The following is a 26241-nucleotide window of genomic DNA, read 5'->3' as shown; positions in this document are numbered from 1 at the left end:
AAGAAAGCACTCGAAGAAAAGAAATTAGCTTAAAGTAAGAAAAAATTTACAAACCATTATCAACGGGAAAATGTTGCAAATTATTATCTTGAAATAGTTTTCTATCCCGGCTAGCTTGACGATCAAGAATTCCAAGAGCAACTATGGCATCTGGTTGGCCCGCTCTTGCAGCACAGGTTATCCAGAAACGGGCTTTTTTTCTATCTTCTACTACACCTTTACCATAATAATACATGTAACCTACAGCATACTGAGCATCCGGATTTCCCTTTTCAGCCTCCGGTTTTAAGCGAATGAATGCTTTCCTGTAATCCTGTGCTTTAAAGCATTGGATCCCTTCTCGTAAATTTAAGGTACCATTAATACAGGCAGCCATCATAGGAATAAAAATTATTAGAATGAATAACTTAATGATGCGTTGCATGCCATTTATTCCTCTTTTAAAGGCTTAGCGACAGGTTCAAAGGTTAAATCATTTTTCGGAAGACTTAAACTTTCTAAAGTGCCATCTCTTTCAACAAGCACTCCTCCTGGCATAATACGTTTAATTGTTGCGCCACCTGGAATCTTATCTCCTACATTATAGGTTTTTTCTTCCCCACTGGCAGAACGTATAATCACTTGAGACTCTTCTATCTTGTCTGCAAAAAGAATACCGACCAAAGTAACATTCAACATCGATTGTTTTACATTATCCTCATTCAAGTCTGCAGGTACATAAACTCCAAATAATGACGTATTGAAAATATAATTTAGATTCTCTTCTTTCATTCCAGCAATAGATTTTGTATTTGAAACTGGGATAGCCTTAACAGAAGTCAATGGATAAAAAAAGGTAATCCATTCAAAAATAATCAAAATACCAAACAGGGAGATTAAACTAATGATTATCCATTTAGCATAATTGGCTGAAAACAAAAATTGAATGTCAAATTTCATACGTTTCCAATCCCAGTTAAACCTATCAAAACAAATTCATCCTTCTCTTTAAATAATATCGATATATAGCATCCTACCACAAAATAGATCTTTATCATCCTCACTTCAAGATCACTAGATCAGGACTTACAAAAAATCCCAAGGTCAAGGTAAAAAATATTTTTAATGAAGGAGTTTAGATAAACTAAATGACCGAATTAAAAACATTTTTAACAAAGAGATTAAGGGGTTCGTAAGCCCTGTAGATAATATATCTTTATCCAGGTTGAATTCATACCTTTATACATCAGATCGGCCACCTCACATCGGTATCTGTTACAAAGGATGGGTTTGCACAATACTCTTTATACTTGATGTAATATCGATGAAAAAATCCCTGCTGGATCATACTGTTTTTTCAAACCTACCCACGAATCGTATTTTTCTCCAAAATGCTTTAACCAATAATTGTCTGGTAATTCTGTACCTAAGAATCCTGATAAATAGCGTTTACCATTATTTTTCAGCAAGTACTTATCGAGAGTCTCAATTGCCTTCAGACAACTATCCTCTAAAGAATAAGGTACTCCTGGGTTTAAAATCATAAACTCACAAATTGAGTCGCTATCTGGTAACATCATAAACCCGGCCTTTCGCTTGGCAATTGGAACAACATGGACCAAACTGGCATAATGAAGTGGTAATTCCTCTAACAGTTGAGGAAGTACTCCTGTTAAAAATGAGGTAGGAATAAAACATTCATACCAAGGATGTAACAAATCCCATTGTCCTGTCAACTTCATCATGTCAAAACGAGAGTTATGTCTTAAAAAATAAGATAAAATGCTCTCTTCCTGTATGTTTAGAACATTCCATGGCTTAAGCTGCCCTAAAATATCTTCTGCATGCTGATCATATTCAATAGAAAGATGCAAACCATACAACCAATAAGCCATGGGAACACGTTTGCCTTCTTTCAATCGAGCTCCCTGAATTGAAGGAGTGCAAAATAACTCCATATAATCTACTTTCCCCTGTATTTTATAAATATCTTCAAACCATTGATTCTGATCAGCATAAACCAGAAAGAAAGTTTTGACACGAGGCCGAACCGATCGTAACTGAATACATGCTTTGGTAATGACACCAAATCGACCTTGCCCTGAAAGGCAGGCTTGAAATAGTGGTGAGTTTTTTTCAACGATTTGCTTTCTCCCCAAGCCATCAATCACTTCCAATGCTGAAACATAAGCATTAATAACACCGTATTTGAAAGAAGAAGCCCCTATTCCTCCTGCAGATAAAACACCCCCAACCGACAAATTACAGTTATAAGGCAGTACATAGGGAGCTTTATTTTTCAGTAATGATTTTTCAAGCAGATTCTTCCAACTGGTATTGGCTTCAACCCAAATGAGATCTTCACTCAAATCAAGTGGTTTGTTGAAAGACTGCATAGAAATTGTTAATCCACCAGGAACCGGTAATGATTGGCCACCTTGACTTAAACCATTACCGCGAATAGTCACAGGTAAACGATATTGATTGGCGAATAGAATTAACGACTGCAATGACTCGATACTTTGAGGAACGGATACGGCTACCGGCTTTGATTGAATGAGCTTGCCAAAATCCTGCCCAAATAAAACAAGCGATTGCTCATCACTGAGCAACGCTTGTCCGGTATCTTCCTTATACTGCTTGATTTTCTCTAAGCTCCACTGATTTTGTGACATGTTGATTCCTTTCTTTCGCCAGTTCCAATCGCTTATTGCAAGCAAGAATCAATCCATCAAACATCTTGCTGAATGCATCATAGCAACGATCTACCATCCTTAGTGCTTCTCTACGAGTGCTAATGGGCAATCTTCTGGAATAGACTTTTCTTTCCATTTCCTCCTCAAACAAAGCATGCGCTAATTCTACTTCCAGATGAGAACTTGAAAAATACTTCAGATTTTTATCTTCACCCGTCTTTTTAACTTGTTTGACAACTTTTTCAAAAAATACATGTCCTGATGACTCCAAGGTCAACAGCAAGACAATATTCAGATTTTCATCTTCTATTTTATAAATTTCAGACATAATAGAATAAGCGGCATCGCGTACTAATTGGGAATCCTTACTGTATAGCCAGGCAACATCATCGCGATCACAGGCCTTGTTATTACATATTTCACCCATGTATTTTTTATCACTTAAAAACCATTTTTCGTGTCCTGCATCTTCTAATCTGTGATGTCGAGCTACTTTCTTTAAATAAGGATCAGTTACTCTTTCTTCATTAATTCGAAGTATATCTTGAAAAGTCATTGCCCAAAATGTTAATTCCGGGACAAAATAACTGATTTCTTCTATACTATTTAATTCTTCTAAAATATTGAAGAAAGGATGATTCATAAACTCATGTTGTTTTGAATCAATATAGGCTTGAACAGTTTTCATAACAGACTCCATATAAACTTTGTTTTGACAAGTTTATACTGCAGAAGGCGTGCCATCTTTTTTGACAAATAGTACATTAATTAAACAAAAATGGAGCTGTTTTTTTATTCTTTGCGCTAATAACCCTCAGGTAGCGACAGAAAAATGTCCCTGAATCCATCTTTACTGACAAAACTTTGACTATAAATTTCATTTAAAATGAATGATCTAAATTAAATCAAATAATTTTCGCCAAATTTTTGTCATATGCGCTAAGGAGTTTTTCTACTTCTTGCCAATTTATCTCCTTAATATCAGTTATTGGAAAACAAATTTGCTCTAAAAGACCGGATTGCAACTCGCCTATTGCCATTGCCTTGGCGTACGGGGTATTGGTAAACATAACCAGAACATGCATAGAAACATAATGTTCCGGGTATCGCAACATGAGCTCCCGTTCAATCTGCTTTTGTAAAATAAATTTTGGATTTCTAATGTCAGAATGAATCTCATGATAATTACCCATAGACATTTTTGCTATTGCATCAGTATTCACTTTTCTTTGTTCATAAAAAACAGGGATTACTTGCGACCAGTCATCCTGATATTCATCCAGTAATTCATCAAGAATGCGACAATCTTCAAATGCGCTATTCATTCCTTGTCCAAAAAATGGAATTATCCCATGTGCCGCATCACCTATTAATAAGCATTCATCTTTATAGTACCAGGGTGAGCATTGGATAGTACTCAAATGTCCAGTAGGATTACCAAAAAATTCTTGAACCAAATTTGGCATAGCTGCATAAGCATCAGAGAACTGCGTTTTAAAAAATAAATGTAATTTTTCTTCATTATTCAGTTCAGCAAAACTGTCTTTACCTTCATTAGCTAAAAACAAAGAACCTGTAATTGAATCGTCGGGATTGGGATTACCTAATAGCATAAACGAATCACGTGGCCATAAATGCAAATGCTCTCTGGCCATCCCTGTTGTATGTTTTTTGCTAATTGAAAGTTCCTTGTATCCATGAGATAAAAAATCTCTGCTTGCGCTAACTATCCCCTCATTTTTCAGCACATCTCTTACATGAGATGGCGCACCATCCGCGCCAATTAGTCTATGATATGAAGCTTCAACAAAATCACCATTTTTGTTTTCAAATCTAATTTTTTTATTATGAATATCAAAAGAGTGCAATTTCATATTAAAGTGTAATTTAATGTTAGGGTATAATTCCGCTTTATTTAAAAGCAAAGCATTGAGATCAGAACGAGAAATAGCATTGATATATTCATCAATGTGGCGTCCAAATGGTTGATAATGAACTTCACCATTGGCTTCGTGAATAGCTCTTGCCCGCATTGGAACCATGATTTTATTTACTTCATCCAACAGGTTCATTGCTTTTAAAGCGGTAATTCCTCTGCACGACAAAGCAAGATTAATGGAGCGTCCATAATCAGTCGGACTATTACGAATGTCTGATCTTGATTCAAACAACTCTACTTGATAGCCTCTTCTAGCAAGATATAAACCACACAAAGTTCCCGCTAACCCGGCCCCAATTATGGTAATGTGCTTCATTTATCCTCCCAACCCATTTTATATCTTCACTACATCTGTTCCGAATCTCCTTAAAAAATACACAAATTCAATCAAAATATTGCTCAAATAAAAGTAATTCTCAGGCTCAACCTGTGTTTTAAGTCGTTCAATATATTTGCCCTTCATATAAACAGCATGAAAGATAAAATAAACAAAGTCGATAGAAACTACTCGATTAACGTAACACTTTCTTGCAAAAAACATACCGATTTGGAAAGATTTATGATGGGATTTGAGTTTTGAGAGACACCAAGAATTCTTCACTTAAAGAATTAGTCATTATTTTATTTTCGATTCAGATAAACTTTTTAAAAATTCTAATATATTTTCGGGAGTATCAGGAGCCTTATAAAAATATCCTTGGGCATAATCACATCCATGAGATGTTATAAAGTCTCTTTGAAATTCATTTTCAACTCCCTCCGCGAGAACCTGAAGATTTAAACTGTGGCCCAGGTTAATAATCGCTTTGGCAATAGCCGCATCGTTCTGATTACTTGCCATTTCCGTAATAAACGAACGATCAATTTTCAGTTTATCTACGGGAAATTGCTTTAAATAAGACAAACTTGAGTATCCTGTGCCAAAGTCATCAATGACTAATTTAGTCCCCATGTCTTTCAATGCATACATGGTATCTACAACATGATCAATGTCTTCTATCAACAAACTTTCAGTTAATTCAAGTTCCAAAAATCTCGATTGCAAGCCAGTGCTTTTTAATACTCGCGAGACAACTTCCGGCAAGTTTTTTTGTCGAAACTGCCTTCCAGAAAGATTCACTGCTATGCTTAAATTTTTAAAGCCAGCCTTATGCCATTCTTTTACTTGAATACAGGCTTGCTTCATTGCCCATTCACCCATTTCCAAAATCATGCCATTTTCTTCTGCCATGGGTATAAAATCTGCCGGGCTAACAAGTCCCAGTATCTTGCTGTGCCATCTCATTAAAGCTTCAAATCCGACTACTCTGGATTGCTTTAAATCTATCAATGGTTGATAAACAAGAAATAATTCATCATTTTTTAAAGCATCCCTTAACGCATTGTCTAATTGCATATGATTAATGACTCGCCTATTCATTTCAGGTTCATAGACACGATAGTTGTTTCTTCCAGTATCTTTTGCATGATACATAGACAAATCAGCACTTTTCATCAAAGATTCGTAATCATCGCCATCTCTGGGATAAAAGCTGATTCCCAAACTACCTGTAATTTTCAAACTATGTTGTTCTATTTGAATAGGTTTTTCTATAGCTTTTAAAATATTTTGTGCAATTGTTTCAGCTTCCAGCATATTATCTATGTCTGTGAGTAATATCACAAACTCATCTCCCCCCAACCTGGCAACAGTATCAAAATCCTCTGTAACAATGAGTAATCGATTGGCAATGGCTTGTAATAATTTATCCCCCATGCTGTGTCCTAAAGTATCATTAGTCAGTTTAAACCGATCTAAATCCAAAAATAAAAACGCCAAAATTGTCTTGTTCTTTCTTGCCTGTAGAATGGCTTGCTCAACTCTATCCATCAGTAGAACACGGTTCGGTAAATTAGTCAGGGAATCGTAAGTTGCTTGCAACAGCAATTGATCTTCCATATCACGCCTTTGAGTCACATCATTTAAAATACAAATATAATGTTTCACATAGCCAAAAGAATCTTTAACAGGAGCAACGCTGATTTCACACCAATAGAGTTCTCCATTTCGTTTTATGCTTTCCATTTCAATTGTTTCTTCTTTACTTTCCCTAATCGCCAGTTCAATGCGTTTATGGTTTACCTCCTCTAAATTTGAACCTAGCAAGGTAAGCAAACCTTTCCCTAAAGCATGTTGCTCCATATACCCTGTGATTCTTTCGAAAGCTCGATTGACATAAATGACTTTGTTCTCATTTTTTGTTACATCAATAATCACCACTCCATGTGTACTGGCTTCAATAGCACGTTCTCGTATTCTCAATTCATCCAGAGCCATCCTTTTTTGAGTAACATCACGGAAACTATATACTCGCCCCACAATTTGTGAGCCCACACGCTGTGGCTGAGTAAAACGCTCATAAATCCGACCGTCTTTGAAATGAAGCTCAGGTAATTCACCTTGCCACTCAGGATTTTGATAAAGATATTGCACATCAGCAATTAAAGATTGTGGATCAATAAGTTGCTCAAGTATGTATTCAAAACTGATACTTTCTTTTCCTGACTCCATCATATAAGAAGGAATTCGCCACATTTCTACAAACTTTTGATTCCAATCCACAACAGCCCCATGTCCATTAACCATCATAATTCCATCCGCGGTGGATTCGAGTGTTGCCCGTAACAGAGAAATTGATTTTTCGAGTTCTATATTCTTTTCACGAATTTCATCGGTATTTAAATTAATATTATTAGTCAAAGGCGTGTTACTTATTCGTTTAAATTCTGGTTGATTGTGATACCACTCCTCCAACAAAATTGACAATTGCGGATGGTTCCCAACTAACCCAAGTTCCTCACGAATCTCATTTACAGACGGCTCTATGCCTCTTTTTTTTATTTTTTCTGCGGCCTTGGCAACTTTTTCATAATTGATTTCTTGCCTACGCATGCATCCCTCTCTAGAATGGCTCTATAAAAATATCGGCATTTATACTATGAACTTTAGCAAAAAAAGATCCAAAAGTATAATTTTTAACCAATTCCTTGGTTGCCTATTGGTATTTCTTTGAATTTAAATATTTTTATGGGAATAAAAAATGAATAAGACTCATTTCGATACACGTGCAATTCATGCTGGACAAGAACCATGTCAAAGTACAGGGGCAGTGATGACCCCTATTTATGCTACCTCTACCTATAAGCAAATTGCTCCTGGGGAACATCTTGGCTATGAATATTCACGTACCCAAAACCCCACCAGAAAGGCCTATGAGGATTGCATAGCAAGTCTTGAATCAGGCCAAAAAGGATTTGCTTTTGCTTCGGGTATGGCTGCCATCAATACGGTTATTGATTTGTTAGATTCCGGAGATCATGTTCTTGCCATGGATGATCTTTATGGCGGAACTTTCCGGCTCTTTGATAAAGTAAAAACACGAACTTCCAATTTATCCTTTTCTTTTATTGATATGTCAGAACCAGAAAATGTTGAAGCCGCAATAACTCCGAAAACCAAATTACTATGGTTGGAAACCCCTTCTAATCCCATGCTAAAACTAGCCAATTTACGAAAAATCGCTGCTATTGCAAAAAAGTATAATTTGATTACAGTTGCTGATAACACTTTTGCAACGCCCTGGATTCAACGACCCATTGAGCTCGGGTTTGACATTGTTCTTCATTCAGCAACTAAATATCTCAACGGACATTCTGATGTGGTCAGTGGTGTCGTTGTAGTCGGTGACAATCCAGCGTTGTCTGATAAAATTGCCTTTTTACAAAATTCATGCGGAGCTATAGCTGGTCCTTTCGACAGTTTCCTGGTTCTGAGAAGCTTAAAAACATTATCTCTTCGTATGCAAAGACACTGTGAAAACGCTAACCAACTGGCTAACTGGCTTAGCACCCACCCCAAGATTGAAAAAGTCATTTATCCCGGATTAAAAAGTCATCCGCAATATTCTCTGGCCAAGGAACAAATGAACGATTTCGGTGGTATGATATCCATCGTACTTAAGGGTAATCTTGAAGATGCCAAACGATTTTTAGCTCGCTGCGAATTATTTACTTTGGCTGAAAGCCTGGGAGGTGTGGAAAGCTTAATTGAACACCCCGCAATTATGACCCATGCCTCTATTCCAGTCGAACAACGCAAAGCTTTAGGCATAGAAGATGGCTTCATAAGATTATCTGTAGGTATTGAACACATTGATGATCTGCGTGCCGATCTGGAGCATGCTTTAAGTTAAAAGATGTAAATCTTGGTTCTGACTGTTACAAAGAACCAAGGCAGATGTGTATAGGAGAAGTATTTCATGCAAAAAAATAAACAAAATGGCGGGCAACTCCATGCGATTGTCGCTATTTTCGCCCTGATCGTGTCCACTACTCTTTGTTTTATCCCCATATTATTTGTTGGATTATTAAAATTATTTCCTAATAAAAACTGGCAATCCCTTTGCACTCGTTGTGTTGATAAGATTGCTACCTTTTGGTGTGGAATAAATAACCTTTATGTGGATAAGGCACAAAAAATACATTGGGAAATCTCTGGGTTAAATAATTTAACGCCTAAAGATTGGTATTTAGTTGTTGCCAATCATCAAAGCTGGTTAGATATTGTTATTCTTCAACGTTTGTTTAACAGAAAAATACCCGTTTTAAAATTTTTTATCAAAGATCAGTTAAAGTGGATTCCTCTACTTGGTTTTTCCTGGTGGGCTATGGGTTGCCCATTCATGAAGCGCTATAGTAAGGAGTATTTGGCTAAAAAACCTCATAAACAAGGAAAAGATTTAATTTCTACTAGAAAAGCGATAGAAACTTTTAAAAGAACCCCTGCTTCTATTATGAATTTTGTAGAGGGTACTCGTTTTACTAAAGTAAAAAAGGAACAGCAACAATCTCCTTATAATTATTTATTGAAACCCAAAGCAGGCGGCATCAGTTTTATCATTAATTCGATGGGACAACAAATAAAAAGCCTGATTGACGTCACTATCGTTTATGCAGAAAAAAACCATTCTCTTTGGGATTTTCTTTGCAAACGTGTGAAAAAGGTTAAAATCATTATTCGTCAACTCCCTATCCCTGCGCAATTTACATCGGTAAATCTCGTTAATGATTTCCAGGCACAAAATGCATTCAAAGAATGGTTAAATGAACAATGGGCAGTAAAAGATAATTTAATAGCCTCTTTACAGGAATAAAACATGAACTCACTGCAAGCTCTAATTGAACAAGCCTTTGAAAACCGTCAAAATTTATCGCCCAACACAGCCTCCCAAGATCTGCTCAATGCCATTAATGAAGTTTTAAATGGTCTTGATAATGGTCAATTCAGAGTCGCTGAAAAAATAAATGGCGAATGGATGGTTCATCAATGGCTTAAAAAGGCAGTTCTTTTATCCTTTAAACTTTTTCCTAATCAGATCATAGATGCGGGGTTTTGCCAGTTTTACGATAAAATACCGCTAAAGTATACTGATTGTAGTAATGAGTTGTTTCAACAATCAGGAGTAAGAGTCGTGCCTCACGCCATGGTACGGCGTGGAGCATATGTTGCCAAAAATACTGTTTTAATGCCTTCTTATGTCAATATAGGCGCCTATATTGATGAAGGAGTAATGGTTGATACCTGGGCAACGGTTGGTTCTTGTGCCCAAATAGGCAGGAATGTCCATTTATCTGGTGGCGCAGGTATAGGGGGTGTTTTAGAACCATTGCAAGCCAACCCAACCATCATTGAAGACAATTGTTTTATTGGTGCTCGTTCCGAAATAGTGGAAGGAGTTATCGTAGAAAAAAACTCCGTCATATCGATGGGAGTATTTTTAGGTCAAAGTACTAAAATCTACAATCGAATCACCGGCGAAATAAGCTATGGCAGAATTCCCGCTGGCTCAGTAGTTGTTGCAGGCAATTTGCCAAGTCATGATGGAAGTCACAGTTTATATTGTGCTGTCATTGTGAAACAAGTTGATGAAAAAACTCGTGCGAAAGTAAGCATTAATGATTTACTAAGAGCCAATTAAGATGACTGATATTAAAGAAATTCTGACTGAACTCATTGGTTTTCCTTCTATTACACCAGAAGATGCTGGCTGCCAAAAATACATGATTCAATTTCTGGAACAATTGGGATTTACTTGTCAACAACTGGATAATGGACCCGTATCCAATTTCTTTGCCTGCTATGGCAAAATTGGACCTTTATTGGTATTCGCAGGCCATACCGATGTCGTTCCTGTTGGTGAATTATCAAAATGGGATACCAACCCTTTCTCGCTCGAAGAAAAAAATGGCCTACTTTATGGTCGTGGAGTTGCTGATATGAAAGGGAGCCTGGCCTGTATGTTGCATATGGCTAGGAGATTCATTAAAACTTATCCTTCCTTTCCAGGCAGACTAGGATTTCTGATAACCAGTGGTGAAGAAGGCGATGAGTTTAATTTGGGTACCCCATTTGTGATGCAAAAACTGGATCAGCAAGGGATTGTTATTGATTATTGCATAGTAGGTGAACCTTCAAGCAGCTTGAAAGTAGGTGATGTCATCAAGATTGGAAGACGTGGATCATTAAGTGCCAAAATACATCTGAGTGGAAAGCAAGGGCATGTTGCCTATCCGCATTTGGCTGACAATCCAATTCATAGAATTAGCCCAGTATTAGCTGAGCTAACTTCAATACAATGGGATAATGGCAATGCCTATTTCCCTCCCACATCAATGCAAATAACTTATATCCATTGTGGAGGACATGCGGGTAATATTATCCCAGGCGAATTAAATCTGCATTTGAACTTTAGATATTCGACCGAACAAACAGACGAGTCATTAAAAACGAAAGTACTTAATGCCTTTGAACGCCAAAATCTTAACCCCGCTATAGAATGGCGATTAAATGGCGAACCATTCTTAACGAATAAAGGCATATTGCTGGAAAGCTGCAAACAAGCAGTGCTTGAACAGACTGGGACTCTCCCTGAGCTTTCAACAAGTGGTGGGACTTCAGATGGACGTTTTATAGCACCTTATGGGGTTGAAGTCATAGAACTGGGACTGGTAAATGCTACCATTCATCAGGTTAACGAATGCACTTTTCTAAAGGATTTGAATATGCTTGAAAACATGTATTTTTCAATCTGTGAGAAATTGTTAATCGATTAATCAAGCCAATACTGTAAAGAGGATTCTCACCAACAGTTAAAATTACAGTAAGATCGGCGTCCTCATGTTTAAATATGTTCTAACGATCGTATTTTAGTTCATATTGGACTAAAATAATCCTGAAAAAGCACAGTATTGATGGCTATGTGAACATTTTGAAGGATTATTATAGATATAAGTCTCCAATAAATTTTCTGGAGACTTATATGTGAGCAATAGTCATTTGCACTTGAAGATTTACTGGCTTTAACCTAACTCTGCATTTAATAGTGAGCGATCCTTTGATTTAAGACCCACTACTTCAAAACCACCTTCGGCTTTATCATTAACAACCTTTGTAACACAAGCATCGGACCATACGTTTAAGGCAGTTTCCAACATATCAATCAAACCATAGAAGGGAAGAATAACTCCCATTAGAGTGATAGGCACATTCATACTGGAGAGTAAACTCACACTCAGGAAAAAGCATCCCATTGGAACACCGGCATTCCCTATTGCCGCTATGGTTGATACTAAGACCCATATCCCCATAGTAGCATAAGATACTTGGATGCCATGACTTTGCATAAGATAAATAACCGTGGCAAAAATAAATGCTGCACATCCATTCATATTAATACTTGTGCACAATGGTAAAACAAAACGACTCACTTGAGGATTAACCCTTAAATTAGCCTCTACCGTATTCATTGTAACAGGCAAAGTTCCAACAGATGACTTGGAAAAAAAAGCGACAGATAACGCAGGTAACATTGCCCGCATCGAAGAGAATGGTTTAATCCCATTCGATTTCAGCCATAAAGGCAGAATGACTAATCCTTGTATCAAATTAGCTAAAACGATAATCATCAAGTATTGGCCTATCCCTTTAATATCCATACCTGATCGTAACTGAATTACAGTAGAAGTAATAAAACCGAATAATCCTAAAGGTATTAATTTAATTATCCATCGGGTCATCACTAAAAACATACCATGAGCACCACGGAAAAATCGAATAATAGTTTCTCGAGGCTCTGTCTCCGGTATTTGACGAACAGCAAAACCTATAACAATACTAAGCAACAATACACCCATAACCTGTTGCTCCAGGAATGGAGATAATAAATTAGTCGGTATCATGTTACTCAAATACCCAAGATATCCCAAACTGCTGGTAGATTTTGGGTTGGCAGCATCTAAATTGACTTGAACAGTGCTTGGATGAATCAAAATATATAAAAAACAGCTGATTAATGCTGCAACCAGAGTGGTTGCAAAAGTATATTTAATTGTTCTTTGCCATACACTTTTCATCAAACTATCCGTTTGATAATTTGCCAGCGTTACAATAATCGACAAGGAAATAATTGGTAAACTAATGCACTTAAACAATTTAATAAATAAATCAGAAATTAAAAGCCCTGTTTCCTTTAAAAAAGGTAAATCGGATAATCCACTTAGTATCCCAAGTCCAATCATCAATGCATAAATTAGCGGAGTACTAAAAATATATTTATTCTTTTGGTGATGTGCTGCACACATAGCTGAATCCTTAAAACATTAATTAATTATTTATTTAAGCAAAGTATGATTAGCAGCAACAACAGATGACTTGATATATGGAGTGAAATAATGAGGAATTGTAATGATATAATGATTGAATTGACATAAAAGTCATCACCCATAGCTAAAACTGTTCATTTAGAGTACATATTGTAACACGATTTTTCTTCTAGTCAATAGGATAAATAAATTGAGTCAATTATATCCTTCGCAGAACACACCATACAGATGCCGTTTAAATTCCTCACACTCCATCTCAAACAACTGTGTCTGTTGATGCTGAAAAGAAGACCGCGCCTCTCCAAATAGGTGAGATTTTTGTGGCAACTGGATGTTTCATCAATCTGTCAGTTACCACCTGACTAGGCATTACGTATTGATTAATTCACTGCATATAATCTGTTGTTTTAAGCGTACTATTCTTCTATACGCCTCATCAATACGTTGAGCAGGAATTTGTTTGTCAATTACCAGTTTCTCAATCACAGCTATAACTTCCGGTGCAGTAATAGTTCCAAGCTGATTGGCAAATATGACCATATCAGCCCCGGCATTAATGGTAAGACAAAGAGCCTCCTCTAATGAGTAGTGATTTGAAATGGCATGCATTTGCAAATCATCGCTGATAATGACCCCGTCATAACCTATGCTTTGACGTAACAATAATGTTAAAATATCGTAGGACAGAGTAGCTGGTAATCCCTTACTATCCAAATGCTTATTAATGACATGCGCCGTCATTACCATGACAGGATTAGACTGGTCTTTTAATAAGCTACGATAAGGCGTTAGTTCATCTGTTTGAAAGGTTTCTGTAACATCTACAAAACCCTCATGCGTATCTCCGTTGGCACTGCCATGGCCAGGGAAATGTTTATAGGCACAAGCAATACCATAACGACTGAAAACATCAACGAACTGTCTGGCCAAACGAATAATGACCTCTGGGTTAGTAGAAAAGCTTCTTCCCAAGTTTCCAATAATTCCTGCACAAGTATTTAAATTTAAATCAACAACCGGGGCAAAATTTAAATTAAAACCTAATGACTTCAACGTCATAGCCATTTGGGTTACTTCTTCATCAAAATCATCACTAGATAATTTTGCAAGCTCCCTGGCTTTCATGGTAGGGGCACAACCTTCTATTTTGCTTAATCTGTCAACCATTCCACCTTCATAATCAATCGCAGTAAATAAAGGCAGATTGTCATTGCCTCCTGAAATCATTGATGCATAACGATTAAGCTGTCGAATTAATTGCTTTATCTGGGCCTGATTCTTTAGATTCTTGCCATAAATCCCTGTGGAGAGATCTTTGTCGAATAATAAGACTCCCCCGAGACCATCAGTAGATAACCATTGAGCAACTGGGCTATTATCATGCAGATCGGAACCATGAAATCCCATAATCAGCATTTGTCCAATTTTGTTTCTTATTGTAATCAATCACTTGCTCCATTACAAAATAAGCATAAAATCATACACAAAGATATACTTTCTGGCTATGCTCCATTATGCATTAAATATAAACAGTATAAAAATGTGTTCAAATAAAAAATGATTCTCATAAAATTAAAGCTTGGGATCAGGAATGCTCTTGAAGTCACATTTACAGTTTCCTGCTACATTAGGCGGAAAGGGAACTTGAGCAAAATCTGCTGGAAAACAAACAGGTATAGTCCAAGCCAAATCCCCAGGATTAACTTTTGCTGGTAAATACCAATTCCTTAATGCCGGGTAGGTTTTGCCGACATCATTTTGCCAAAAGACAGGTGAAAATTGAGCAACATATCTCAATCCCTCAGCGGCCTCACAATTGAAAGTACCTCTAGCCCATGATTTTCCTTTGGGAGCGGTAACTGTCAGCAAAGTTTTTGACGTAGAATCTTCAATGACATCGACAGTAACATCATAATCGGTCCAACAACTGTCTTTAACCAAGGTATAGATACAAGTAAAAGACCAAGTTGGACAAGTCACTAAATACAATACAGATAGTGCGAATAAACGTAAGTACATGATTCAATCCTAAGATTTAATGAACCATTATTACTATATAGTATATACAATATTTATAAAAATAATTTTCCGATAAACTGTCTTGAGAGGGGAAATAATCTGAACTCCCCTCTTGGTTCTATTAGTTAAAGCACAAACCAGAACTATAATCTGACTCTGATGACGGTTCAGGATCAATGGATTTGGCAAGCGCCTCCAACCCCATACCAGCAGCCAATAAAGTGCCAGCCAAAGTCCATCCAGCCAGTATTGCAAGACCAACGCCAGGAACACCCAAGGCAACAGATAACACAACAGCAACAGCTGATGTGATAGGAGATGCGATCAAAAGTGGAACGGGATCCAAATTACCTCTGGAAAACATGGAGCCTAACACAAATCCTGTCAAAAAACTGTTATGGTTTTTTTCTGCAGCAGCAAGCAAGACAAGATCAATAGCAACAGTTCCTACAACAGCCATCACTAAAAGACCGCCAGCACCACCATACTTTAGACCTGTGCCAATAATAAAACTAAAATCAGATACCCCTTTTTGTACGGAATGTTGCAATGTCATAAATCTTACTCCTAAAAAAAGGGATGATAATACATTTAATTTTGAACATAATCAACACTATTTGAACACTCAAGTATCGAATAAACCGGATTAAAACTCAAATAAAACAATCCAATTTATTACCATAAAAAAATAGAATATATTATCTGTGTGATGGAAAACCTCTTTAATAGTTATCACAGTCTTGCTTTTATTTGCCGACAAGTATAAGCTTGCCCGGTTGGAGAGATGGCCGAGCGGTCGAAGGCGCACGCCTGGAAAGTGTGTATACGGCAACGTATCGAGGGTTCGAATCCCTCTCTCTCCGCCAAATTACAATTCCTGGTTATCCTTCACAGGGTATAAGGTTATAATTGTCGCTTTCATTGAGTAGCATAAAGCAGTAAATTATATCCATTGTGTAAAGACTACAGCTGGCTCATAGTAAGATTCTTTTGGTAAAACTGCTTTCAGAACTAACCAATTCAATCAGGGATATGAAAGATGAAAATGAAATTACAACTAATTGCAATAGGAATTTTATTATCAATCAACGTATTTGCTGATGGTTACTATCCTGAGCCCACCTCTCAAGACCAACCATGGACAATTATTGCCAGCTTTGGAAGTGGCAGATACCAGCATATGTACTCAAAAGATGGCAAAACCGCTTTAGGTCGATTGGCTCTGGCTAATGAACTAATGCTTAGTGGAGATATAGCTCTGGGATTAGAGCTTGGGGTTCAAAATGGCAATAAAATGCGCTTGAATATTCCCCGAGAAACCTTATCAGTACTTGGCTGGCTACCAGTAGAAACCAACCTCAGCCCCATGCTGGACTTACTAGTCACCGCCAAGAGTGACCCCTTATTTGGAAGTTCTTTTTTTGCACAATTAAAAGGTGGTGTAGCATACAGATCATGGCAAGTTGATCTCTACCCCATCAATGAAATTTCACAATTAGCCGGAGAAATTCAAGCAGGTTTTGGTTATCCTATCACTGCTTTAGCCAGTTTGAGTTTGCTGTATCAGGGAGTTTTTGGTAACGATCCTAATGTCAAATTAAATGTGAACTCAAAAACTGGCAGTGTTTCAAATATCCCGGTTTTACATGGAATTTTATTAGGATTTACTGTCAATTTATAATCCATTAACGCACTACCCAGCGTTCAGGATGTCATCCAATTAAATTGGAAATTAAAGATAAAATATCATCATTTTAAAGAAGTTTTTTTACTACAATTTGGTTCTTTCCATTTTTTTTAGCTTGATATAATGCCTTGTCCGCTACAGTAATTGCGTGTTCTACACTGGCTGAACTTTCAAAATGAATATAAACAATCCCGATGCTTAAAGTGACATGACTCATGAGTAATTGTTCGTTTGAATCACAATTTTGATTCAATATTCCTGTTTTAAAAGGATTTTTAATTGCTTGGCAAATAGATATTGTGTCTTTAATCGGCTGATTAGCGATGATTATTGCAAATTCATCTCCACCAAGCCGAAACAGTATATCGTTTGAACGTCTAAATATTTTTTTTAATAAATCAGCGATGCTAATAAGAACTTTATCACCAAAAGGATGGCCCAAATTATCATTGATTAATTTAAAATTATCTACATCAATTGAAAGCAGGCTTAAAAAATATTGATTACGTCTTGCTCGATTAAACTCTTGCGGGAATATGTTGTCAAAATATCGCCTGTTATATAACCCTGACAAAGAATCAGTTATTGACATCACTTTCAATTCATTAATCAATAGTTCTTTTTCATTGAACAATCGAAAATTTTCATTGAGTAATCTATTGTTAATCTTTGCAGAAATAATAAGCATGGCAATAAAAATTAAAAACATGGTTGCTAAAATCGTTCTATCGACATCTAACAACGCATAATTATAAACAATGACTGGAAAAAGCATTGGAAAAACATAGGCATAATAGGCTGGTAAATAAATAGAGAGAGAAGCAATTGCACCTGCACACATTCCTCCAAACACCAAAATAATAATAAATTCGTGAAGATCATTTAAATAAGGTAGAGTAATGAAGTAACATGCGCCCCATATACTACCCGTGACAAATGTAAGAAAGAAAAACTTGAGCAAAGTGGCTTGTATGCTATTTTTTTCTACTCCTCGTTTAATTATTTTCCAACAGAAAAAACTTCTTACCAAGCTTATAAAGATAATACCGAAAAACCATGCCCCTATTATTAATGCAGGCATATCATTATAAACCAGGTCAAGAGCAAGCAATGTAGCCAATATAATATTGAACGGAATCGCTCTTAGAGATCCCTCAAACAGCAAGGTCATACTTTCCTTGTAATGCTTGGATGAAGTCATTTTATCCAATGTCCATTAATTAATATCCACTCTATTAAATTATAGAACATTGGCATTCTTAAAACATACAGTTTCTTTTATCTGCCTTATTTCACCTCCTGCTATACTTTTGTTTTGGTGTTCATCACTGTTCGATTCTTTTTGAAATTTTGAAATTAGCCTATTCAAAATTTTTTATCCTTCTTATCTATTAGAGACTATAATTTGATCAATCAGGTCTTTTAGTTTGCTTTTAAAATGGTTTTACTAAGATCAAGGACAAAAACCCCCAAGATGAATGAAAAAAATGTTTTTAACTAAGAGATTGTTTTTTTCGTAAGTACTGATGATGAATTAAATGGAGTATCATCATGAAAGAAAAACATTTTGCCTATAAAATTACTCTTTCTTCAACAGGCCTGGTTTGTACACATTCTGAAATTGAAGAAAACAGGATGATTGATCTGTTAAAAGAAATAAAAAGCGATGATTCCCAAGCCATTTTCTGGATCTTTAAACAATTTGATAACCAGCCTAAAGAGCAACTGGGGATTATCGATTGCGCCAAAAATCGTATTTATTACCATTATTCTGGTGAAGTTGAAGAAATTGATGAGGCTATTGAAAAACTAAGTAAAAAAATATAAGTCTAAAAGTGCCTAAAGAAACATCACATTTCATTGTGTAGAGATATATTTCAAAAACATGGATTGAAAACATATTATATGAAATCAAATATAAAAACACACCATAATATATAAATTAAGACCAAAAAAATCCAATGAAATACTTTTAGTAAATTTTTAGTTCTATCAATCACTGGACAAAAGTGCGTTTTTTAGTAACCATTCAGATCAAAATAATTCCTTTATTCTTAATAATAAATTTATGAGGATTTCCTATGAATCTGATAAAAACTAAATCAATAACCTTCTTTATTGCGCTTGTATACAGTTTAATCTCATCAGCTTATGCTGCCCCACACTCCAAAAATACAGTGAATGACACTGCCATTCAAAATGAAATTTTAGTTTATATCAACAATTACAGACAACAACATGGCCTATCTCCTCTCAAAATGGATAACCGCATAGTAAAAGAAGCGAAAATTCATTCCATGGATATGGCAAAACACACAATACCTTTTGGCCACAAATATTTTAATAAGCGTATTGATAAACTACACACACAGATTAAAAACTCAAATGCCGGGGCTGAAAATGTGGCTTACAACTATAAAAATGCCCAGGACGTCGTCAAAAATTGGTTACGTAGCCCAGGACACAAAAGAAATATTGTTGGTAACTATGACCTTACCGGAATAGGCATAGCTCGAGATGAAAAAGGAAAAATATATTTTACTCAAATATTCTTAAAAACCGGAAATAGTAACTATGCTTCCAGAAAACCCTTTTCATCAATTTTTAGTGGTGCTCTCTTCAGTAAGAAAGCATAAAAATTAAAATAGTGTTTTTAACAAAATTTTTGCAATTTATAAGTGCAATTGAGTGGAATTAATTACAACGTTAGCCTAATATTGAAACATAGACGGCAATCATTGTTCAGCCAACAGTACAATTTTGGAGGCCAGATTGAGAGTGTGGTGAGCACGCTCAGCTTAGACTGAGAAGCCAAAAGCACTCCGGAGGAATCCACATTTTTGAACAGGACTGCACTCAATCTTGCTGTCTATAACATACTAACACCAGGGGCGTATTCAATACGCCCTTTTCATATGTTCATTCCTCGCTTTTCCAAATTCGAAGATCTAAAATTGGTATTTTATGCTGTAGAAAATTATTCTAAATTACAATAGGATAGAATAATAACGGTAATAAGGATTTTCCCATGATGATTGCAACCTTAATGGAATCAGCTCAGGAATCGCGAATAGCTATTACTCCCAACTCGGCCAAACAATACATAAAACTAGGCTATGACGTAGGGATTGAAAAAAACGCGGGGCTTGGCTCAGATTTTGCCAATGAAGAATTTGAAAAAGCTGGCGCAACAATATTCGACGGTAAAAGTACATTACTCGAAAAAGCTCAAATTCTTTTATGTGTTAACGAACCTGATCCCAAGAACCTGAAAGGCTTACCCTCTGATTCTCTAATAATCGGTCACATAGACAATAATCCACTTAGCCCGCTTGTTAAGTGGTGTCTGGATCAGGAAATGACATTATTTTCAATGAATCTTATTCCCAGGATAAGTCGTGCTCAGAGCATGGACAGCCTATCTTCTCAGGCTAATCTGGCTGGATACAGGGCGGTTTTGGAAGCTGCGGCAACATTTCATAGAGCTATACCCATGATGATGACAGCAGCAGGAATGATTCAACCGGCAAAAGTACTCATTCTTGGTGCTGGAGTTGCGGGCTTACAAGCCATAGCAACTGCGAAACGTTTAGGTGCAGTAGTTTATGCCTTTGACGTAAGAAAGGCTGCCAAGGAACAGGTTGAAAGTTTAGGCGCTGAATTCATAGAGGTAATGCAGGAGCAAGATAGTGAAACAGCCGGGGGATATGCCTCAGAAACAAGTGAAGAATATAAAAAACTTCAGGCTGAGCTGATTGATCAATATGCAAAAACTGCTGACATCGTTATTTCCACAGCATTGATACCCGGGCGTCAAGCCCCGGTTTTACTTTATAAAAAAACTGTCGAGCAAATGAAACCAGGTTCTGTCATTGTTGATCTTGCAACTTCCCGAGGTGGAAATTGTGAACTCAGTGTCGCCGATAAAATCATCAAGCATGGTGAAATTACTATAGTGGGGTTGAGTAATATGGCTGGCCTTGTCCCTGCTACGGCAAGTGACCTTTATTCTAATAATCTGGTTCATCTTATAAACCTTTTAGCAAAAAATCCGGCTGAGTTAAACTTAAATCCTGATGATGAGATTATCCAGCAAGCCGTTCTTTGCCATAAAGGAACTTATCTACCCTTTCAGGGAGTAAAGGAGAAGCAAAATGCCTGAGATTCATACACTTGGTAATCCTTATATTACAATATTAACCATTTTTATACTGGCCTGTTTTGTAGGTTACTATGTGGTTTGGAAAGTAACACCAGCTTTGCATACCCCCCTAATGTCAGTCACCAATGCCATCTCCAGTATCATTATACTTGGTGCTTTAATTGCAGCGGGAAGTGAATTGATTGGAAGCATCACCTGGCTAGGCGGTATAGCCATATTTATTACTTCAATCAATATTTTTGGTGGCTTTGTAGTAACTCAACGCATGCTTCGCATGTATAAAAAATAATGATTTAAAGGACGGAATCCGTAATGAATTCAATAGTTCCACTCTTTTATTTATTGGCAGCCATTTGCTTTATATTGGCTTTAAAAGGACTAGCCAGTCCCTCTACTTCAAGAAGAGGGAACCTTCTCGGTATTCTGGGTATGATCCTGGCAGTGGGATCCACCCTGATGATGCCCACCACCTACCATCATATTCTATTAATCGCATTAATAGCAGGCGGCGGAATAATAGGAACTATCATTGCTTTGAAGATTAACATGACGGCCATACCACAACTGGTTGCCGCTTTTCATTCTTTAGTAGGTATGGCGGCCGTTCTGGTAGCCTACTGCGCCTTTTTATCCCCCGCGTCTTTTCAAATCGGCACACCTGGTGCGATTGCTACTGCAAGTCTTATTGAAATGAGCTTGGGGTTAATCATCGGAGCCATTACTTTTTCTGGTTCAGTCATTGCCTTTTTAAAATTACAAGGAATCATATCAGGTATTCCAATTCGATTTTATGCTCAAAACTATGTCAACTTACTAATAGGACTAACAATCCTGGTTTTACTCATTTTATTTGTAGTCAATCAAAACCTGCTTCTCTTTAACCTGTTGGCGGGATTGGCTTTTCTTATTGGTGTTTTACTCATTATTCCTATTGGCGGAGCTGATATGCCTGTCGTTATTTCCATGCTGAACTCCTACTCAGGTTGGGCTGCAGCAGGAATAGGTTTCACTCTGAGCAATCATCTGTTAGTTATCACAGGCGCTCTCGTAGGCGCCAGCGGGGCAATTTTAAGCTATATCATGTGTGTTGGCATGAATCGCTCTATCTTTAATGTCATTTTTGGTGGAATAAGCAGTTCTGGGAACACGAAACAAGCTCATTCCGGCAATGAGCTACGCAATGTAAGACAAGCCAACGGCGAAGATGCTGCATTCCTTTTAAGTAATGCCAAGGATGTCATCATTGTTCCTGGATATGGAATGGCAGTGGCACATGCCCAACATGCCGTCAAAGAGCTTGTTGATGCTCTGGAATCTCGTTCTATTCGTGTTCGTTTTGCAATACACCCAGTTGCTGGGCGCATGCCTGGCCATATGAACGTATTGCTTGCTGAAGCCAATATCCCCTATGACAGAGTCTTTGAGCAGAGTGAAATTAACAGAGACTTTACTGCCTGTGATGTCGCTTACGTGATTGGAGCAAATGATATCACCAACCCTGCGGCCAAAACCGATCCCGCCTCCCCAATCTATGGAATGCCTGTCCTGGAGGTTGAAAAAGCCAAAACGGTCTTATTCGTCAAACGCAGTTTATCTCCTGGTTATGCAGGGGTGGAAAACGATTTATTTTTTCATGACAATACCTATATGCTTTTTGGTGATGCCAAAGTAATGACTGAATCAATAGCTAAGGCTCTGGGAGAAATATAACCCTTTCAAAATAAAAACAATAATTTCTGACGGGGTGGGTACCCGGTTCAATCCACGCAAATGCCTTTTAATTTGCCAATGAAGCAAAATAAATGTATCTTAGCCTGTTAATTTTTCATAATGGAGATATATCTATGCTACGAAAAATCGGCTTTACGTTGTTATGCGCAGTGGCAACATTTAGTTCAAACACTTATTCCAGTGTGACTCACGCGCTCCAGGCTGGAGTAACTCTTGAATACGAGTTTCCACCTAACGAACCTCTAGTCTTTGTTAATTATTTGTATTGGGAAGTAGCAGCCGATTGTAAAATTACCAGTGAAGATCCATCGAATGAACTTTTTGCAGAGGCGCTCGCAAAAGCAGGTAAAATTAATGGTGTTACGCTCTCTAAAGGAAACACCATGAAAGTGACTGTCCATTCCGGCGACATTTTAAAACTAAGCGCAGAATCTGGAGCAAAAGTTCAAATTACTAATTTTGGACCGCATACTCTCAAAGCAACTTGTACTGCATAAAGAATTGAGCTAACCGCACCCCAACACTGAACAGTAATGGGGTGCGAAAATTCAAATCCTGTTCATCAATGTTCTCGAGTAGCGCAGAACTTAATCTTGGGATAGCGTTCCTCTGCCATTGTCAAATTCACTTTAGTAGGCGCCAAGTACATAAGCATATCTCCTCCGTCCAAAGCCAAATAATCATACGCTTTGGTACGAAACTCGCTCATTGCTTTCTCATCCTCAGAATAAACCCACCGAGCGCAAGTCACATTGACTGATTCATAAATACAATCGACTTTATATTCATGTTTGAGTCTATGCGCTACCACATCAAATTGTAATATCCCAACAGCCCCTAATATTAACTGATTGCTGTTCAATGGCCTAAATACCTGGGTTGCGCCTTCTTCAGATAATTCAATTAATCCTTTGAGTAAGGCTTTACTCTTTAGTGGGTCTCTCAGCCTGACAAGCCTAAACAATTCGGGAGCAAAATTAGGAATTCCAGTAAATTTCAATTGCTCACCCTGTGTAAAAGTATCACCAATACGAATGGTGCCATGATTATGCAAACCAATAATATCACCAGCCAAAGCAAGCTCTGTGTGTGATCGATCGCCTGCCATAAAAGTTAATGCATTGGAAATCTGCACTTCTTTTCCTATACGCAAGTGGCTTAATTTCATTCCCTTCTTATAAGAACCCGAACAAACTCTCACAAAAGCAATTCGGTCTCTGTGTTTGGGGTCCATATTGGCTTGAATTTTAAAAACAAAGCCGGAAAAGGTTTCTTCATTCGGATAAACAGTCCTCTCCTGTGTAGCTCGCGGTTGAGGACCCGGCGCATACTCAACAAAATCATCCAATAATTCTTTAATGCCAAAATTATTAATTGCTGAACCGAAATACACGGGAGTCATTTTGCCTGCGAGATAATCTTGCAAATTAAACTCGTGGGATGCCCCCCTGACTAATTCAATTTCTTCTCTGAGTTCGTTTGCACTGTCACCGATCAATTCATCTAATTGAGGATTATCCAAACCTTTAATCTGCGTAGCATCTATTTTTTTTGCATTACTTCCTTGCTGATATAAATAAATAATATCCTGATAGCGGTGATAAATTCCTTTGAAGCGTTTTCCCATTCCAACTGGCCAGGTAATTGGGGCACATTGAATGCCCAAAACAGACTCTACTTCATCGAGCAAATCAATAGGCTCTCGCCCTTCCCTGTCCAACTTATTGATAAAAGTCATGATAGGTGTATCACGTAAACGGCAAACTTCCATCAATTTTACAGTCCGCTCTTCTACCCCTTTGGCCACATCAATGACCATTAAAGCAGAATCTACAGCTGTCAGAGTACGATACGTATCTTCAGAAAAGTCTTCATGGCCGGGTGTATCAAGCAAATTGATGACATGTTGATTATGTACAAACTGCATTACTGAAGTAGTAATCGAAATCCCTCTTTCTTTTTCCATTTCCATCCAATCAGAAGTGGCATGCCTGTCTGCTTTACGGCCTTTAACCGTACCTGCCAGCTGAATAGCTCCTCCGAAAAGCAATAATTTTTCAGTTACAGTGGTCTTTCCTGCATCAGGGTGAGAAATAATTGCAAAAGTTCGCCTTTTATTAAAGTCTTGATAAAAATCAGACATGTGAATCTCTAAGTAAGTAATTAATTGCTGTGAATTGTAAAGGAAAAGTACAAAACTAACAATTTTTTCGTTATAAATTAAAGTCTCGCTGGTGTTTATCCATTTCATTATAGTGTTCAGGCGTGTCACTCAAATTTTAAACTTAAAAATCAATTATTGATCAATTTGATTTTTATTGATAAAATTACCGTTTTTTTGTGAAGCCGTACATGTCAACGTCAGAATCAGAATTAAGAAAATCGATGCAACAATATGGAAAACAGACATTCAATGAATCACAACAAATAAAGATTTTGAATTTGTTACTTGAGGATGCCAAAAAACAGCTTTCCAGAGAACATGAAATCTATCAATTAATAGAAAATTACCAATTAAAACTAAGTAATGAAAGTAATTTAAGTCAAGCCATTCAACTCGTTAATAAATTTATTATTGAATTAGAATCAAAAGATACAGAGAGTTCTACAGTCAACTATTTAAAACAACATGGTTTTTACAGAATACTGTACCGTCATCCCAGGTTATTATAGGTCAAGAATTAGCACAGGACGATGTGTTGCAGAAATTACTGCGCTATGGATTTATTGGTGTTGGTATTTCTGCTGTAATGATTCTATTATTTATCTACACAGCTTTTTTTACCGCTCCCTTTTGGTTAACAGCCATCACAACTGGTTTATTTGTGGGTGCTTCTGCCTATTTAAGTGGAATTCTTTATGGTGTGGTGAACGATATTTTTGCAACGCATGCCAACTTGCCCTATTTTCTATTAGGCCACCAACCCCAACAAACCAGTTTGTTAAGAACAAACGATAAAGTAGCTCAAGGAATAGCATGGGGTGTAGCTGCAACTTTCGGCCCAGTGGTACTAGCAACCTTGCTATTTACTGTTGCGGCTACGATTACGGCTTTTTTTGTACCAATGGCGACCTTCTTATTACCAGCAATGATGATTGCAATGCCATTAATTGCAGTTGGTGCGGAGTTTTATGCTCGTAAAAAAGCACACGACTATATAGATGCTGAGGAAGATTTTTATTGGATAGGGTCTAATGACTATCAAAGAACGGGTTTAAACTACATGTGCCCGACTAATGAATAGCGAGCAGCATGATATGCGAACTCTGATAGAAATTTATTTGGTTTTACTAAGGTACCGCTTATTGGTCTGGGAGCATTGGTTGG

At 37.1% G+C, this 26241-nt stretch carries 25 protein-coding genes and 1 tRNA gene; 14 read left to right on the top strand and 12 right to left on the bottom strand.

The annotated features are described in order from the left end of the window. Positions 1–46: 46 nt before the first annotated feature. The 6 genes from OQJ02_RS04650 to OQJ02_RS04625 form a co-directional block, all read right to left on the bottom strand. Complete coding sequence (locus tag OQJ02_RS04650; protein ID WP_265718082.1) at positions 47–424, bottom strand: tetratricopeptide repeat protein; 378 nt, start codon at positions 422–424, stop codon at positions 47–49. A gap of 5 nt (positions 425–429) precedes the next feature. Next, on the bottom strand, positions 430–939 hold the full coding sequence (gene lspC / locus OQJ02_RS04645; RefSeq protein ID WP_265718081.1) for a type II secretory system protein LspC: 510 nt from the start codon (positions 937–939) through the stop codon (positions 430–432). 344 nt (positions 940–1283) lie between these two features. Further along, positions 1284–2654 (bottom strand): FAD-binding protein, encoded by a 1371-nt coding sequence (locus OQJ02_RS04640; RefSeq protein WP_265718080.1) that lies wholly within the window; start codon positions 2652–2654, stop codon positions 1284–1286. After that, on the bottom strand, positions 2611–3363 hold the full coding sequence (locus tag OQJ02_RS04635) for a hypothetical protein (RefSeq protein ID WP_265718079.1): 753 nt from the start codon (positions 3361–3363) through the stop codon (positions 2611–2613). Before OQJ02_RS04635 ends, OQJ02_RS04640 begins: the two co-directional genes overlap by 44 nt. Positions 3364–3580: 217 nt before the next feature. Continuing rightward, entirely contained in the window at positions 3581–4930 is a 1350-nt protein-coding gene (locus OQJ02_RS04630; protein WP_265718078.1) for an FAD-dependent oxidoreductase, read from the bottom strand. 300 nt (positions 4931–5230) lie between these two features. Beyond that, complete coding sequence (locus tag OQJ02_RS04625) at positions 5231–7546, bottom strand: EAL domain-containing protein (protein WP_265718077.1); 2316 nt, start codon at positions 7544–7546, stop codon at positions 5231–5233. 148 nt (positions 7547–7694) lie between these two features. On the opposite strand from OQJ02_RS04625, the gene OQJ02_RS04620 reads away from it, so the two are divergent. The 4 genes from OQJ02_RS04620 (at position 7695) to dapE (ending at position 11766) form a co-directional block, all read left to right on the top strand. Further along, complete coding sequence (locus tag OQJ02_RS04620) at positions 7695–8846, top strand: trans-sulfuration enzyme family protein (RefSeq protein ID WP_265718076.1); 1152 nt, start codon at positions 7695–7697, stop codon at positions 8844–8846. 66 nt (positions 8847–8912) lie between these two features. Then, positions 8913–9806, top strand: a complete 894-nt coding sequence (locus tag OQJ02_RS04615; RefSeq protein ID WP_265718075.1) for an acyltransferase — start codon at positions 8913–8915, stop codon at positions 9804–9806. 3 nt (positions 9807–9809) lie between these two features. Next, positions 9810–10631 (top strand): 2,3,4,5-tetrahydropyridine-2,6-dicarboxylate N-succinyltransferase, encoded by an 822-nt coding sequence (dapD, locus tag OQJ02_RS04610; protein ID WP_265718074.1) that lies wholly within the window; start codon positions 9810–9812, stop codon positions 10629–10631. Position 10632: 1 nt separating this feature from the next. After that, complete coding sequence (dapE, locus tag OQJ02_RS04605) at positions 10633–11766, top strand: succinyl-diaminopimelate desuccinylase (protein WP_265718073.1); 1134 nt, start codon at positions 10633–10635, stop codon at positions 11764–11766. Between the two features lie 246 nt (positions 11767–12012). On the opposite strand, the gene OQJ02_RS04600 is transcribed toward dapE, so the two are convergent. The 4 genes from OQJ02_RS04600 to OQJ02_RS04585 form a co-directional block, all read right to left on the bottom strand. After that, positions 12013–13293, bottom strand: a complete 1281-nt coding sequence (locus OQJ02_RS04600; protein ID WP_265718072.1) for a dicarboxylate/amino acid:cation symporter — start codon at positions 13291–13293, stop codon at positions 12013–12015. Positions 13294–13683: 390 nt separating this feature from the next. Beyond that, positions 13684–14760: a glycoside hydrolase family 3 N-terminal domain-containing protein gene (locus OQJ02_RS04595; RefSeq protein WP_265718071.1), complete on the bottom strand. Its 1077-nt coding sequence runs from the start codon at positions 14758–14760 to the stop codon at positions 13684–13686. Positions 14761–14886: 126 nt separating this feature from the next. Continuing rightward, positions 14887–15333, bottom strand: a complete 447-nt coding sequence (locus OQJ02_RS04590) for a hypothetical protein (protein ID WP_265718070.1) — start codon at positions 15331–15333, stop codon at positions 14887–14889. Between the two features lie 121 nt (positions 15334–15454). Further along, complete coding sequence (locus tag OQJ02_RS04585; RefSeq protein ID WP_265718069.1) at positions 15455–15889, bottom strand: hypothetical protein; 435 nt, start codon at positions 15887–15889, stop codon at positions 15455–15457. A gap of 222 nt (positions 15890–16111) precedes the next feature. Between OQJ02_RS04585 and OQJ02_RS04580 the strand changes: the two genes are divergently transcribed. Together OQJ02_RS04580 and OQJ02_RS04575 are read left to right on the top strand one after the other, a co-directional pair. Continuing rightward, positions 16112–16199: transfer RNA gene (locus OQJ02_RS04580), tRNA-Ser, on the top strand. Positions 16200–16372: 173 nt separating this feature from the next. Continuing rightward, positions 16373–17014, top strand: coding sequence for a hypothetical protein (locus OQJ02_RS04575; protein WP_027227590.1), 642 nt, complete (start codon positions 16373–16375; stop codon positions 17012–17014). Between the two features lie 73 nt (positions 17015–17087). Here the strand turns inward: OQJ02_RS04575 and OQJ02_RS04570 are convergent, their stop codons facing one another. Continuing rightward, positions 17088–18221 (bottom strand): GGDEF domain-containing protein, encoded by a 1134-nt coding sequence (locus OQJ02_RS04570; protein WP_265718068.1) that lies wholly within the window; start codon positions 18219–18221, stop codon positions 17088–17090. 350 nt (positions 18222–18571) lie between these two features. Here OQJ02_RS04570 and OQJ02_RS04565 point away from each other — a divergent pair, with 350 nt between their 5' ends. The 6 genes from OQJ02_RS04565 to OQJ02_RS04540 all read left to right on the top strand — a co-directional run bounded on the left by OQJ02_RS04565 (position 18572) and on the right by OQJ02_RS04540 (position 23410). Further along, the gene (locus OQJ02_RS04565) at positions 18572–18847 is read left to right on the top strand and encodes a hypothetical protein (RefSeq protein WP_265718067.1); all 276 of its coding nucleotides are present in this window, start codon (positions 18572–18574) and stop codon (positions 18845–18847) included. A 254-nt stretch (positions 18848–19101) separates the two neighbouring features. After that, complete coding sequence (locus tag OQJ02_RS04560) at positions 19102–19656, top strand: CAP domain-containing protein (protein WP_265718066.1); 555 nt, start codon at positions 19102–19104, stop codon at positions 19654–19656. Positions 19657–20048: 392 nt separating this feature from the next. Next, positions 20049–21182, top strand: a complete 1134-nt coding sequence (locus tag OQJ02_RS04555) for a Re/Si-specific NAD(P)(+) transhydrogenase subunit alpha (RefSeq protein ID WP_265718065.1) — start codon at positions 20049–20051, stop codon at positions 21180–21182. Continuing rightward, on the top strand, positions 21175–21471 hold the full coding sequence (locus tag OQJ02_RS04550; protein WP_265718064.1) for a proton-translocating transhydrogenase family protein: 297 nt from the start codon (positions 21175–21177) through the stop codon (positions 21469–21471). The genes OQJ02_RS04555 and OQJ02_RS04550 overlap by 8 nt, the downstream gene beginning before the upstream one ends. 23 nt (positions 21472–21494) lie before the next feature. Beyond that, entirely contained in the window at positions 21495–22892 is a 1398-nt protein-coding gene (locus OQJ02_RS04545) for an NAD(P)(+) transhydrogenase (Re/Si-specific) subunit beta (RefSeq protein WP_265718063.1), read from the top strand. Between the two features lie 134 nt (positions 22893–23026). Beyond that, positions 23027–23410 (top strand): hypothetical protein, encoded by a 384-nt coding sequence (locus tag OQJ02_RS04540; RefSeq protein ID WP_265718062.1) that lies wholly within the window; start codon positions 23027–23029, stop codon positions 23408–23410. A gap of 65 nt (positions 23411–23475) precedes the next feature. Here the strand turns inward: OQJ02_RS04540 and OQJ02_RS04535 are convergent, their stop codons facing one another. Further along, positions 23476–25056, bottom strand: a complete 1581-nt coding sequence (locus OQJ02_RS04535) for a peptide chain release factor 3 (protein WP_265718061.1) — start codon at positions 25054–25056, stop codon at positions 23476–23478. Positions 25057–25265: 209 nt separating this feature from the next. Here OQJ02_RS04535 and OQJ02_RS04530 point away from each other — a divergent pair, with 209 nt between their 5' ends. After that, positions 25266–25586, top strand: coding sequence for a hypothetical protein (locus OQJ02_RS04530; protein WP_265718060.1), 321 nt, complete (start codon positions 25266–25268; stop codon positions 25584–25586). A 26-nt stretch (positions 25587–25612) separates the two neighbouring features. After that, positions 25613–26158, top strand: a complete 546-nt coding sequence (locus OQJ02_RS04525) for a hypothetical protein (RefSeq protein WP_265718059.1) — start codon at positions 25613–25615, stop codon at positions 26156–26158. Positions 26159–26241: the final 83 nt, after the last annotated feature.

Source organism: Legionella sp. PATHC032 (assembly GCF_026191185.1).
Classification (GTDB): Bacteria; Pseudomonadota; Gammaproteobacteria; order Legionellales; family Legionellaceae; genus Legionella.
The sequence above is the reverse complement of the archived record's forward strand: the minus strand, read 5'-3'. Positions and strand labels throughout refer to the sequence as shown.

Excerpts from the sequence above, each read along its gene's own strand:
- OQJ02_RS04620 (WP_265718076.1), top strand. The coding sequence starts at position 7,695 with ATGAATAAGACTCATTTCGATACACGTGCAATTCATGCTGGACAAGAA.
- lspC (WP_265718081.1), bottom strand. The coding sequence starts at position 939 with ATGAAATTTGACATTCAATTTTTGTTTTCAGCCAATTATGCTAAATGG.
- OQJ02_RS04540 (WP_265718062.1), top strand. The coding sequence starts at position 23,027 with ATGCTACGAAAAATCGGCTTTACGTTGTTATGCGCAGTGGCAACATTT.
- OQJ02_RS04575 (WP_027227590.1), top strand. The coding sequence starts at position 16,373 with ATGAAAATGAAATTACAACTAATTGCAATAGGAATTTTATTATCAATC.
- OQJ02_RS04625 (WP_265718077.1), bottom strand. The coding sequence starts at position 7,546 with ATGCGTAGGCAAGAAATCAATTATGAAAAAGTTGCCAAGGCCGCAGAA.
- OQJ02_RS04585 (WP_265718069.1), bottom strand. The coding sequence starts at position 15,889 with ATGACATTGCAACATTCCGTACAAAAAGGGGTATCTGATTTTAGTTTT.
- OQJ02_RS04530 (WP_265718060.1), top strand. The coding sequence starts at position 25,266 with ATGTCAACGTCAGAATCAGAATTAAGAAAATCGATGCAACAATATGGA.
- OQJ02_RS04565 (WP_265718067.1), top strand. The coding sequence starts at position 18,572 with ATGAAAGAAAAACATTTTGCCTATAAAATTACTCTTTCTTCAACAGGC.
- OQJ02_RS04535 (WP_265718061.1), bottom strand. The coding sequence starts at position 25,056 with ATGTCTGATTTTTATCAAGACTTTAATAAAAGGCGAACTTTTGCAATT.
- OQJ02_RS04635 (WP_265718079.1), bottom strand. The coding sequence starts at position 3,363 with ATGAAAACTGTTCAAGCCTATATTGATTCAAAACAACATGAGTTTATG.
- dapD (WP_265718074.1), top strand. The coding sequence starts at position 9,810 with ATGAACTCACTGCAAGCTCTAATTGAACAAGCCTTTGAAAACCGTCAA.
- OQJ02_RS04570 (WP_265718068.1), bottom strand. The coding sequence starts at position 18,221 with ATGACTTCATCCAAGCATTACAAGGAAAGTATGACCTTGCTGTTTGAG.
- OQJ02_RS04545 (WP_265718063.1), top strand. The coding sequence starts at position 21,495 with ATGAATTCAATAGTTCCACTCTTTTATTTATTGGCAGCCATTTGCTTT.
- OQJ02_RS04640 (WP_265718080.1), bottom strand. The coding sequence starts at position 2,654 with ATGTCACAAAATCAGTGGAGCTTAGAGAAAATCAAGCAGTATAAGGAA.
- OQJ02_RS04555 (WP_265718065.1), top strand. The coding sequence starts at position 20,049 with ATGATGATTGCAACCTTAATGGAATCAGCTCAGGAATCGCGAATAGCT.
- OQJ02_RS04630 (WP_265718078.1), bottom strand. The coding sequence starts at position 4,930 with ATGAAGCACATTACCATAATTGGGGCCGGGTTAGCGGGAACTTTGTGT.
- OQJ02_RS04560 (WP_265718066.1), top strand. The coding sequence starts at position 19,102 with ATGAATCTGATAAAAACTAAATCAATAACCTTCTTTATTGCGCTTGTA.
- dapE (WP_265718073.1), top strand. The coding sequence starts at position 10,633 with ATGACTGATATTAAAGAAATTCTGACTGAACTCATTGGTTTTCCTTCT.
- OQJ02_RS04550 (WP_265718064.1), top strand. The coding sequence starts at position 21,175 with ATGCCTGAGATTCATACACTTGGTAATCCTTATATTACAATATTAACC.
- OQJ02_RS04590 (WP_265718070.1), bottom strand. The coding sequence starts at position 15,333 with ATGTACTTACGTTTATTCGCACTATCTGTATTGTATTTAGTGACTTGT.
- OQJ02_RS04650 (WP_265718082.1), bottom strand. The coding sequence starts at position 424 with ATGCAACGCATCATTAAGTTATTCATTCTAATAATTTTTATTCCTATG.
- OQJ02_RS04600 (WP_265718072.1), bottom strand. The coding sequence starts at position 13,293 with ATGTGTGCAGCACATCACCAAAAGAATAAATATATTTTTAGTACTCCG.
- OQJ02_RS04615 (WP_265718075.1), top strand. The coding sequence starts at position 8,913 with ATGCAAAAAAATAAACAAAATGGCGGGCAACTCCATGCGATTGTCGCT.